Annotated in this window: 8 protein-coding genes and 1 pseudogene; 4 read left to right on the top strand and 5 right to left on the bottom strand. The window is 72.8% G+C overall.

Annotated elements, in window-relative coordinates; genetic code table 11:
• A pseudogene (locus G3I41_RS32495) lies at window positions 1-460 on the bottom strand (sugar transferase); the annotation flags it as partial.
• Between the two features lie 424 nt (window positions 461-884).
• Between G3I41_RS32495 and G3I41_RS32490 the strand changes: the two are divergent.
• Entirely contained in the window at window positions 885-2,147 is a 1,263-nt protein-coding gene (locus G3I41_RS32490) for a D-arabinono-1,4-lactone oxidase (RefSeq protein WP_164404116.1), read from the top strand.
• 9 nt (window positions 2,148-2,156) lie between these two features.
• Here the strand turns inward: G3I41_RS32490 and G3I41_RS32485 are convergent, their stop codons facing one another.
• Window positions 2,157-3,152 carry an MASE1 domain-containing protein gene (locus tag G3I41_RS32485; RefSeq protein WP_164404115.1) on the bottom strand — a complete coding sequence of 332 codons (996 nt, stop codon included), beginning with the start codon at window positions 3,150-3,152 and terminating at the stop codon, window positions 2,157-2,159.
• The gene (locus G3I41_RS32480) at window positions 3,139-4,053 is read right to left on the bottom strand and encodes a PP2C family protein-serine/threonine phosphatase (protein ID WP_164404114.1); all 915 of its coding nucleotides are present in this window, start codon (window positions 4,051-4,053) and stop codon (window positions 3,139-3,141) included. Before G3I41_RS32480 ends, G3I41_RS32485 begins: the two co-directional genes overlap by 14 nt.
• A 167-nt stretch (window positions 4,054-4,220) precedes the next feature.
• Here G3I41_RS32480 and G3I41_RS32475 point away from each other — a divergent pair, with 167 nt between their 5' ends.
• Entirely contained in the window at window positions 4,221-4,520 is a 300-nt protein-coding gene (locus G3I41_RS32475) for a DUF1876 domain-containing protein (RefSeq protein ID WP_164404113.1), read from the top strand.
• A gap of 53 nt (window positions 4,521-4,573) precedes the next feature.
• Here G3I41_RS32475 and G3I41_RS37740 read toward each other — a convergent pair whose 3' ends face one another.
• A complete protein-coding gene (locus G3I41_RS37740; RefSeq protein ID WP_164404112.1) occupies window positions 4,574-5,884 on the bottom strand; it encodes a pectate lyase in 1,311 nt (436 codons plus the stop codon).
• 607 nt (window positions 5,885-6,491) lie between these two features.
• On the opposite strand from G3I41_RS37740, the gene G3I41_RS32465 reads away from it, so the two are divergent.
• A complete protein-coding gene (locus tag G3I41_RS32465; RefSeq protein ID WP_164404111.1) occupies window positions 6,492-6,968 on the top strand; it encodes a lamin tail domain-containing protein in 477 nt (158 codons plus the stop codon).
• A 120-nt stretch (window positions 6,969-7,088) separates the two neighbouring features.
• On the opposite strand, the gene G3I41_RS32460 is transcribed toward G3I41_RS32465, so the two are convergent.
• Entirely contained in the window at window positions 7,089-9,161 is a 2,073-nt protein-coding gene (locus tag G3I41_RS32460) for a SpoIIE family protein phosphatase (RefSeq protein ID WP_164404110.1), read from the bottom strand.
• Window positions 9,162-9,358: 197 nt separating this feature from the next.
• Here G3I41_RS32460 and G3I41_RS32455 point away from each other — a divergent pair, with 197 nt between their 5' ends.
• Complete coding sequence (locus G3I41_RS32455) at window positions 9,359-11,248, top strand: rhamnogalacturonan lyase (protein WP_164404109.1); 1,890 nt, start codon at window positions 9,359-9,361, stop codon at window positions 11,246-11,248.
• Window positions 11,249-11,268: the final 20 nt, after the last annotated feature.

The following is an 11,268-nucleotide window of genomic DNA, read 5'->3' as shown; positions in this document are numbered from 1 at the left end:
GCCGCGCCCCCGAGGTGCCCGCAGCGGCCAGGAGGCCGGGGATCAGGGCGACGACGGCCGCCGCCGGGTCGATCGGCGCGTCGAGGACGGTCCACAGCACCGCCAGCACACCGATGAGCAGCAACCAGTCCCCGGGCGTGGTCAGCGCCCCCGGCGGGCGGCCCGGCACACGTAATACGTACCTGCCCCGCGCGGCCCGGATCCCGCACCACACCAGGGTGGCCGCGAACGCCCCGGCCAGCGCCTCGGGCTGCCCGCCGGCGCGGAGCACCAGCCAGGCGGGTAAACCGAGTCCGGCGGATTCGGCGCACACCACCACGGCCAGCAGGCCCGGGCGCCTGCCGGGCGCCCCGGTGCCGCGCTCGCGCCGTACGTCCGGGAGCTGCCGCGGCCGGCGGACGTCCCGGTCGTACGGCAGTCCTGAGGAGATCCGCGGTCGTGGCGCCCCCGCCAGTCCCACGGGCCTCGGTATATCGGATTCGGGTAGCTCGACATGCCCCATGAACCCCCCAGTCACAGTCGCATCGCCACAAACGGGGCGCATCCGCCGATCCAGTGGACTGACGGACGCGCCCTCGCTCGGTGCACGATATCCACACACATGGCATTTCGCTGGAGTTCCGGTGAAGTTCAGACAGGCCCGATGATCCGGAACTCGTCCCGATCCGTACCGGATCTCAGGTTCTGTGCGCACCTGTTGGTATGTGTGACGTGTGTCAAACGGTTGGTGTGCGGATATGTACCTCGGTCGCCAACTACCGTACGTGCTCGCGCGGTTGCGTGGGTGGTATTCGGGCCGCTCGATTCCGGCGGCCGACGGGCGGTCTGGGAGGATGTGGTGTCGGGAGAACGTGCCCGGCCACGAGTGGAAGTAGGGACGTACGGTGACCCCCGCGGAGAAGAACTGGGCCGGCAACATCACCTTCGGTGCGAGGCGGCTGTGCGTGCCGCGATCCGTCCGCGAACTGCGCGAGACGGTCGCCGCCTCGGACGCCGTCCGCCCCCTGGGCACCCGGCACTCCTTCAACACCGTCGCGGACACCTCCGGCGACCACGTGTCGCTCGCCGGGCTCCCGCGCGTGGTGGACATCGACGTCCCGGGGCGGTCGGTGTCCCTGAGCGCCGGACTCCGCTTCGGCGAGTTCGCCGCCGAACTGCACGAGCGCGGTCTCGCCCTCGCCAACCTGGGATCGCTCCCGCACATTTCCGTGGCCGGAGCCGTAGCGACCGGCACGCACGGCTCGGGGGTGGGAAACCGCTCACTGGCGGGCGCCGTGCGCGCCCTCTCCCTGGTGACGGCCGACGGAGGGACGCGCACCCTGCGGCGTGACGACGAGGACTTCGCCGGAGCGGTCGTCTCCCTCGGCGCGCTCGGCGTGGTGACCTCGCTCGACCTGGACCTCGTGCCCGCCTTCGACATACGGCAGTGGGTGTACGAGGACCTTCCCGAGGCCACCCTGACCGCGCGCTTCGACGAGGTCATGTCCGCCGCCTACAGCGTCAGCGTCTTCACGGACTGGCGCCCCGGCCCGGTCGGCCAGGTCTGGCTGAAGCAGCGGGTGGGAGACGAGGGCGCCGCGGGCACCCCGCCCGCCGAGTGGCTGGGCGCACGGCTCGCCGACGGCCCCCGGCATCCGATCCCCGGGGTGCCCGTCGAGAACTGCACCCGGCAGCAGGGCGTGCCCGGCCCCTGGTACGCGCGGCTGCCGCACTTCCGGATGGAGTTCACCCCGAGCAACGGCGACGAGCTCCAGTCGGAGTACTTCGTGGCCCGTTCGGACGCCGCCGCCGCGTACGAGGCCCTGGCCCGGCTGCGCGGACGCGTCGCCCCGGTGCTCCAGACCTCCGAGCTCCGCACCGTCGCGGCGGACGACCTCTGGCTGAGCCCCGCCCACGGCCGGGACTCGGTGGCCTTCCACTTCACCTGGGTCCCGGACGCGGCGGCCGTCGCGCCGGTGGTCGCGGGGATCGAGGAGGCCCTGGCCCCGTTCGGCGCCCGCCCGCACTGGGGCAAGGTCTTCTCCACGGCCCCCGAGGTGCTGCGCACGCTGTACCCGCGCTACGCGGACTTCGAGGAGCTCATGAGCCGCTACGACCCGGAGGGCACCTTCCGCAACGCGTTCCTGGACCGGTGCTTCCGGCGCTGATCCGCGTGGTCAGCGGTTGCCGCGTTCGTCCTCGGCGCGGGACGGCCAGGCGGCGGCCGAGCGGCCCGGGGCGAGCTGGTCGACCACGTCGGCCAGCTCCTCGCAGGCGTGCTCGATGCGGTGGCGGATGTTCTGCTGCTCGGTGACGACGGCGGCCAGCAGGAGAGCGGTGAGAGCGACGGCGCCGTTCAGGACCGTGAGGCTGATCATCACCTCCACGATGGTGTGCCCGCCGAACGGACCGGCTCCGTCCGTTCCCGCCACGATCGCCAGCACGGACACCAGCAGGGCGCACGGGGCGCTGCCCGGAAGCTGGAAGCGCAGGGCGGCCCAGATGAGGATCGGAAAGACCAGGTACATCATCGACAGCGTGCTCCGGGTGGCGATCACCGCACCGACGACCGCGACGGCCAGCAGCACCCCGGCCTCCGCCCAGCGGTCCGTGATCCGGGGCAGCCGTGCCCGGGGCAGGACCAACAGGACCGGGGTGACCATGAGCACCCCCATGACGTCGCCGGCCCACCAGGCGGCCCAGACGGACCAGAAGTCGTGGAACGGGAGCTTTCCGTCCGCCACCAGCATCCCCGCCCCCGTGGTGCTGCTGATCGTCATGGGGAGCATCCCGCCGAGGAACACCAGGATGATCCCGTCACGCAGCCGGTCCAGCTCGTTGCGGAAACCGGCCCGGCGCATCAGCAGGTACGCGCACAGCGGCGCGAGCGTGCTGCCCGCCACGACGGCGGCGGTGGCCGGCCGCGCCGTACCGGTGAGCGTGGTGACGACGACCAGCGAACCGACCGCGATCCCCGGCCACGCGCGCGCCCCCAGGTACAGCAGGCAGCCGAGTGCGACCCCGGTCGGGGGCCACAGGGGGGTGACCACCGCCCCGTAAACGGTCACCTCCCGCAGCAGCCCCAGGCGGGCCGCCCCGTAATAGGCGGCGGCGACGGCCACGACACGCAGGACCGCCGACAGGTGACGGCGGGTCCTCTCAGTGCGGATCACGCCTCTCATCAGACACCGGTACCGAGGTGGACGGCGGTGTGACACGCACGGGCGGACGGCACCCGCCCCGCTCTCCGCCGTCCCCGAGGCCCCCGTGGCGCAGGACGAGCACCGCCGCGTCGTCCTGGTGCCCGGTGTGTTCGGCGGCCGCCATGATCGCGTCCGCCAGCGCGTCCGCGTCCTCGGTCACCCGGGAACGGACGAGCCGCACCACCTCGTCCAGTCCCGCGTCCAGGGAGTACGAGGGGCCCTCGACCAGCCCGTCGGTCAGCAGCACGAAGGCCCCCTCGCCGCTGAGCGAGCGCGTGGTGACCGGGTACTCCTCGCCCGGCTGCACACCGAGCGGCAGCCCGCCCTCGTCGTCCGTGGTGCCCGCCCGGCCGTCGGCGGTGGCCCAGACGGCGGCCACGTGCCCGGCGCGGGCGCTGCGCAGTTGTCCGGTGGCCGGGTCGAGACGGGCGAAGGTGCAGGTGGCGAGCCGTTCGGCGTCGGCGGCGAGCAACAGGTCGTTGGTACGGCTCACGACCTCGCCCGGGTCCTCCGCCGTGAGCGCGAACGCGCGCATCGCGATGCGGATCTGGCCCATGAAGGCGGCGGCCTCCACGTCGTGGCCCTGCGCGTCCCCGACGGAGAACGCCAGCGCCCCGTCGGGGAGCACGAACCCGTCGTACCAGTCGCCGCCGATGTCCAGGCCACTGCGCGCCGGGGTGTACCGGGCGGCGGTCCGGAGGCCCGGCAGCGAAGGCAGGGCGGAGGGCAGCATCTCCCGCTGGAGTGCCTCGGCCAGTTCCACCCTGGCCTGGTGCAGCTCCACCTCGCGGCGGGCCCGGGACGTGAGGTCGTGGAGGGTGGTGAGCAGTTCGTCGGAGCTGGCCGACCGGGAAGGACGACGCCGGTTCATGGGCCGCTCCGCGGGGAGGGGGGATGGCGGGCCGGGTGTCTGCATCCTATTTCGGCCGGGGAGCGGGCGCAGTCCGGGCGGGCGGCGCCGGCCGGTCGGGTGGATGCTGGAAGTGGACCCGCGCGGCGGCCCGCGCCCGCCGGCCGGTGCGGGCCGGGAGGTATGCGATGAACCGCACGCTGGAATGGACGGTGCGCGTCGAGCTCTCCGAGGAGGGCGGGACGACCAAGGCGGAAGCGGTGCTGGACACGGGCACCGCGAGACTCTCCGGCCAGGGGATCGCCCGGCTGAGTCCCCAGGACCCCGATGTGCCCACGATCGGCGACGAGGTCGCGGCGAGCCGTGCCATGCACGACGTCGCCGGGCAGCTGATGAGCGTGGCCGACCGCGCCATCGGCGAGTCAGGCGCCGGCCGGGCGGACGGCCCGGTGCCGCCGCCCTACGCCTGGTCGGACGCCACGGCCTGAGCGCGCACCGCGGCCCGCCCCGGGGGAGGGGGCGGGCCGCGGTGAGGTCGCGGTCAGTCCGCGTAGGTGATGTCCGAAGTGCTGTAGAGGCAGTTCGTGCCGTCCGCGCCGGTGCCCGTCTTGGACGGCTCGCCGCTGGTCACGCCCTTGTACTTCGTGCAGATGTCGATGTCGTGGCCGGAGTCGTCGTAGATCGTGACGTCCGAGAAGCGTGCCGTGTCGCCGTAGTTGGTGTTGATGCCGACCAGGGTGTCGCCCGGTGCGGTGACCCATACGTTCTGCACCTGGACGTGCCGGCCGTACTGGGTCTTGCAGTTGCCGCAGGAGCGGTAGAGCTTGCCGAAGTCCTCGACCTGGAAGTTCTTGATGATCAGCGTGCCGCCGCCGTTGTGCTGGAAGACCTTGTCGTCCGCGCGCCGCGCGCCGCCGCCGTCGACCGTGCGGACCAGCGAGGACGAACCGCCGAGGAAGGTCGCGGCGTCCTCACCCACGTCCTCCCACCAGACGTTCTTCAGCGTGCAGGCGCCCGCGCAGTGCACACCGTCGGCCGCCGGGGAACCCAGGATGACGTTCTGCAGGGTGGCCCCGTCGGCCAGCTCGATCAGCGCGGGCTGGTCCTCGTCCTGGCCGTCGCTGCCCAGGTCACCGCTTCCGTAGAAGCGCTTCATGCCGCCGTCGTAGCTGCCGGACACCTTCATCGTCGAGGTCAGGGGCTGGCTGCCGTTGGCCGACGGCCACGCGGGGCGGGTGCCGGGGTCGGTGGGCGGATCGGTCGGCGGGTCCGTGGGGTCGGTCGGGTCCGTCGGCGTCGAACCCGCCGCGGTGAAGGTCCATCGCTTGCTGGTCACCGAGTCGCACGAGTTCTGCTGGACCAGGGCACCGGCCGCGGTGGAGCCGTCCTTCACGTTGAGGCACTTGCCGCCGTTGGCGTTGACGACGCGATAGGTGTCGCCGCTCACCGGCGTGAGCGTCCACACCTGGCCGGCGCCGCCGGTGCAGCTCTGCTGCTCGACGGCCTTGCCCGCGCTGGTGGAGGCGCCCCGCACCCCGGCGCACTTGCCGCTGTGCGCGGCGGTCAGCGTGTAGCCGCTGCCGGAGGTCTTGAGCTGCCATGTCTGGTTGGCGGCCCCGGTGCAGCCCCGCTGGGCGAGCTGGGTGCCGTCGGAGGTGCCCGAGCCGGGGACCTCCAGGCACAGCCCGCTCGCCGCGTTCGACAGGCTGTACGCGCCGGTCGCGGGCGCCGCCGCCGCGGAACCGGTCGCGACCAGCGCCGTGACACCGGCGAGGATCAGTGAGGAGAGGGCGACGAACGACGCGGCTGTCCGGCCGCCCCGCCGTCTGGCATGCTGATTCCTGGTACGCATGGGTGTTCCTTTCACCGCCCGCGGCGTCCTCCGCGGGCACCAATGAGTGGTTCGGTGCGGTGGTAAGGCGATCCCTCGACCATGCGGAACGGCACCACAGCTGTCCCGCATGATGAACCGAGTTCTTGTATGCGAACAGCCGCGACCGTACGGCACCGTCATGCACCGGTCAAGAACTAGGTGCGCCCTCGCCTTCCCGCGCGGCTCGCGCGCCGGGGCCCGGCCGCTGTTCGCGCGAAGGTCCGTGCGAGCGTTCCGGCGGTAACGGAACGTGCGTTCAGCAGCGCGCGCGGTCTGTTTGTTACGGACCTCCGGGCCCGGCGCGCAAGGCCGCCGAAGGGGCATCCGGCGGTGCCGCCCGTACGGACGACCCCGTCAACCCGGCGCCGTACGGCTGGTTGCTACGGACAAGAATTGACAGGTACCCGCAGCTTTCCCTCCATGCCGACTACAGCCGTGTGTGACGGAAATGTCCGCACTTCGTAACACGCCCCGATGAGGTTCCCGCACGGCGGCCGACGGGTCCAAGGTGTGGCTCCCGGCACGACGCCGGGAACGAAGAACCGCCCGGACCCGACCGGTCCCGGCCTGCACCTGAGGGGTCTTCATGTCCCGTTCCACACGGCGGATCACCGCCGCCGTCCTCGCTTCCGGCGCACTGGTCGCCGCCGCCGCCCTCCCCGCGGTCGCCGACGGCCACGACCACGGCAGGGGCCACCACGCCCCGCGTCAGACCGTCGTCCTGGGCAAGGTCCAGTACGACAGCCCCGGTCGCGACAACGGCTCGAACCGGAGCCTGAACGGTGAGTGGGTCACCGTCACCAACACCGGGCGGCACGCGGTGAACCTGCGCGGCTGGACGCTCAGCGACGAGAGCCACCGCACGTACAGGTTCGACCTGCGCCTGCCCGGCCGCTCCTCGGTGCGCGTCCACACCGGCGTCGGCCGCGACACCCGCCACGACGTCTACCAGGACCGGCGCCACTACGTCTGGGACAACAGGGACACCGCCACCCTGCGCGACGCGCGCGGCCACCAGGTCGACTCCAAGTCCTGGGGCCACCGCCACGGTCACCGCCGCTGACCCACCGGCGGCGGCCCGCTGAACCCGGGCCGCCGCCCGTGGCCGCGTGGCGCGGCGCGTCCCGGCCCACCAGGCCGGGGCGCGCCGCACCCGTAGGCCCGCCGACGCACCCGCCGATCGTCAGGAGTCCTCTTCCGGGATCTCCTGCTCGGTCCACAGCGCCTTGCCGTTCATGCTGTAGCGGGTGCCCCAGTGGTTGGCGAGCTGCGACACGATGAACAGCCCGCGCCCGCCCTCGTCAACCGTCCTGGCATGCCGCAGATGCGGGGCCACCGGACTGGTGTCGTGCACCTCGCAGGTCAGTGCGCGGTCCAGCAGCAGCCGCAGTTGCAGGGGCGGCGTCCCGTAGCGGACCGCGTTGGTGATCAGCTCGCTGACGATCAGCTCGGTCGCCTCGATGGTGCCGTCGTCGAGGTCCCAGCCCTCCAGCCGGTCCCGGACCAGGGTGCGGGCGACCGCCGGAGTGCTCCGGTCGTGCGCCAGCTCCCAGGTCGCCACCCGGTCCGGCGGCACCACGCCCGTCCGGGCGAGCAGCAGCGCGGCCCCGTCCGGATCGGCCCCGGCCGGCAGGTTGTACACGATCGCGTCGCACAGGTCCCGCAGCCGGCGCTCCGGATGGGCCAGCGCCTCCCGAACCCGCTCCACCGACCGCTCCTCGGGCAGCAGCGAACCGGTCAGGAACGCCAGCACGCTGCCCTCGTCCAGCCGCACCGAACCCGTCGCGAAGGGCGCGCTGTCCTCCGAGAAGAGCGCCGGCCCCTCCGGCACGTCCAGTACCAGCGGGCGCCCGTCCGGCCCGACGGCCACCGGCGCGGGATGCCCGGCACGCGCCACCGTGCACACCTGGGTGAACGGGTCGTAGACCGCGTACAGGCAGGTGGCCGTCAGCGGCTGGCGGTGCAGTGAGTCACCCGGAGGCAGCAACCGGCGCTCCTCCACCAGCCGGTCGGCCGTGTCGTTGAGCCGGGCCAGCACCTCGTCGGGTTCCAGGTCGAGCCCCGCCAGCGCGTGGATGACGGTGCGCAACTGCCCCATCGTGATGGCCGTCTGCAGCCCATGTCCGGCCACGTTGCCGATGATGAGCGCCGTCCGGGCCCCGGACAGGCCGATCGTGTCGAACCAGCAGCCGCTGTTGCGCCCCGGCAGCAGGATGTGCGCGGTCTCGATCGCGACCCGCTCTCCCTCGTGCTGGGGGAGCAGCCGGCGCTGGACGGTCGAGGCAATCACGTGCTCGCGGGCGTAGCGCAGCGCGTTCTCGATGCTCAGCGCCGTGTGCGCGGCAGCGGTCAGCGCGAGGGCGAGGTCGCGCTCGTCGTACGGATCGCCCCGCTGCCGGTACAGGCTCAGCAGGCCGAGCACGGATCCGTGCAGCTTCAGCGGCGCCACGATCATCGAGTGCGCCCCGGTCGACTCGATCATCCGGCGCGTCGCCGGGTCGGCGTCCAGCCACGGCGTGTCCGGGCCCAGCTCGACCAGCCGGGGCCGCAGATCCGTGACGGCGAGCGCGAACGGGGTCCCCTCGGGCGTCCGGCGCAGTTCACCGACCAGGTTGTCCGGCGCCACCCCCGTGCCCCGTACCGCCGCGCGCCGCAGCGGGACGTCCCGGTCCAGCGGGCTCAGCGGCGGATCGGCGCCGCGCAGCACCTCGTCCACCACCTCGACCACCGCCAGGTCGGCGAACGCGGGCACCAGCGCCGCCACCAGTCCCTCGCAGGTCGCCGCCACGTCCAGGGAGTGGCCCGCCCCCCGCCGCACCGCCGCCAGCACATCGGCGCGGACGTGCGCCTTCTCCCGCTCGTCCACGTCGACCACGGCCGCCAGCAGACCGAGGGGCCGGCCGTCCTCGGCGTCCAGGCGGTGCAGGGTGACGTTCAGGCTGCGGGACGGGCCGGGGGCCCGTGCGACCCGCCCGCGGACCGCGGCGTTGAGCACCGGTGCGCCCGTTCTGACGACCTCGCGCAGCAGGCGCTCCGCCTCCTCCGGGTCGTCGAGCCGGTAGGCGTCGGTGAAGTGGAGCCCGACGAGCTCCGCCGGGTCGACCGCCTCGGTGAGGGCGTTGACCCGGACCACCCGCAGGTCCAGGTCGAGGACGTGCAGGCCCACCGCGGACTGGTCGAAGAGAGTGTCGAGCAGCGCCCCCGCCATGTCGTCGCCCAGGTCCGCACCCGGGGCCGTGGTTCCGGTGTCCGACACGTCCGCACCCCCAACGGGCTCCGCCGCCCCGGGCGATCGGCAGCTCTCCGGACAGCCTGCGTGTCCCCGGGCCGCGCCCGCCACCGCGCGGCGCCGAACGGGTGAGGGCGTACGGGATTGCACGGGGCGGCAACCTTTCCGCGCCCGGCGGCCACTGAGGGGTACCCCACCCACCCCCACTCCGGAAGGCACGTACCGTGGCTCTTGCGCACCCCCGCACTCCCCGCAGACGCCGTACCACCCGGACCCGCACCCTGCTCGGCGCCGTCACCGCCGGAATCCTCGCCGCCGCCGGACTGGTCGTCACCGGCCAGACCTCGCACGCCGCGACCGCACGCCAGGTGGAGGCCCTGGACCGGGGCGTCGTCAGCGTGCACACCGACTCCGGCAACCTCATCAGCTGGCGCTGGCTCGCCACCGACCCGGACTCCGTCGCCTTCAACGTCTACCGCGCCGGTACGAAGGTCAACGCCTCGCCCCTCACCGGCTCGACCGACTACTTCCACACCGGCGCCCCCAACTCGGCCGACTACACCGTGCGCGCGGTCGTCGACGGCGTCGAACAGGGCGACTCCGTGCACGCGATCCAGTTCCGCGCCGGGTACAAGGACGTGCCCATCAGCCCGCCCCCGGGCGGCACCACCCCCGACGGCGTCTCCTACACCTACGAGGCCAACGACGCCTCCGTCGGCGACCTCGACGGCGACGGTGCGCTCGACTTCGTCCTGAAGTGGCAACCCACCAACGCCAAGGACAACTCCCAGTCCGGCTACACCGGCAACACCATCGTGGACGGCGTCAAGCTCGACGGCACCCGGCTGTGGCGGATCGATCTGGGCCGCAACATCCGCTCCGGCGCGCACTACACGCAGTTCCAGGTGTACGACTACGACGGCGACGGGCGGGCCGAGGTGGCGATGAAGACCGCCGACGGCAGCGTCGACGGCAGGGGCACGGTCATCGGCAGCGCGTCGGCCGACCACCGCAACTCCTCCGGCTACGTCCTGTCCGGCCCCGAATACCTCACCATGTTCAACGGCCTCACCGGCGCCGCGATGGGCACCGTCGACTACGTCCCGGCACGCGGCTCCGTCTCCTCCTGGGGCGACAGCTACGGCAACCGCGTCGACCGCTTCCTCGCCGGCACCGCCTATCTGGACGGCGGCAGGCCCTCACTGATCATGGCCCGCGGCTACTACACGCGTACGGTGATCGCCGCCTGGGACTGGCGCGGCGGGGCCTTCACCCGGCGCTGGACCTTCGACACCAACAGCTCCACCAACTCGGGCCGGGGCTACGACGGCCAGGGCAACCACCAGCTGTCGGTGGCCGACGTCGACGGCGACGGACGGGACGAGATCGTCTACGGCGCCATGGCCGTGGACGACGACGGCCGTTCCCTCTGGACCACCAGGAACGGCCACGGCGACGCCATGCACGTCGGCGACCTGGACCCGGCGCGCCCGGGCCTGGAGGAGTTCAAGGTGGACGAGGACGGCTCGAAGCCCTCGTCCTGGATGGCCGACGCGAGGACCGGCCAGATCATCTGGTCGACGCCCGCCGGCGGCGACAACGGACGCGGTGTCAGTGACGACATCTGGGCGGGCAGCCCGGGAGCCGAGTCCTGGTCGTCAGCCGCCTCCGGCGTACGCGACCCGCACGGCACGGTGGTCGCGAGCCGCAAGCCCTCCAGCACCAACTTCCTGGCCTGGTGGGACGGTGACACCACCCGGGAACTGCTGGACGGCACCCACATCGACAAGTACGGCACCTCCGGTGACACCCGCCTGCTGACCGGTGCCTCGGTCCATTCCGACAACGGCACGAAGTCCACCCCGGTCATCTCCGGCGACCTGTTCGGCGACTGGCGCGAGGAGGTGGTCTGGGCGACCACCGACAACACCGCGCTGCGGATCTACTCCACGCCGTACGACACCGGCACCAGGATCACCACCCTGCTCCACGACACCACCTACCGCACCGCGCTGGCCTGGCAGAACACGGCCTACAACCAGCCCCCGCACCCCGGCTTCTTCCTCGGCGACGGCATGGCGGCCGCCCCGAGGCCCGCGGTGTGGACCCCCTGAGGTGAAGCCCGCCCTCCCGG

The organism is Streptomyces sp. SID9727, assembly GCF_010550605.1.
Lineage (GTDB): Bacteria > Actinomycetota > Actinomycetes > Streptomycetales > Streptomycetaceae > Streptomyces.
This window is presented reverse-complemented; position numbering and strand designations above follow the sequence as displayed.

What these genes read in the sequence shown, in the direction of transcription:
- G3I41_RS37740 (WP_164404112.1), bottom strand. Translation starts at nt 5,884, where the DNA reads ATGCGTACCAGGAATCAGCATGCCAGACGGCGGGGCGGCCGGACAGCC.
- G3I41_RS32480 (WP_164404114.1), bottom strand. Translation starts at nt 4,053, where the DNA reads ATGAACCGGCGTCGTCCTTCCCGGTCGGCCAGCTCCGACGAACTGCTC.
- G3I41_RS32475 (WP_164404113.1), top strand. Translation starts at nt 4,221, where the DNA reads ATGAACCGCACGCTGGAATGGACGGTGCGCGTCGAGCTCTCCGAGGAG.
- G3I41_RS32465 (WP_164404111.1), top strand. Translation starts at nt 6,492, where the DNA reads ATGTCCCGTTCCACACGGCGGATCACCGCCGCCGTCCTCGCTTCCGGC.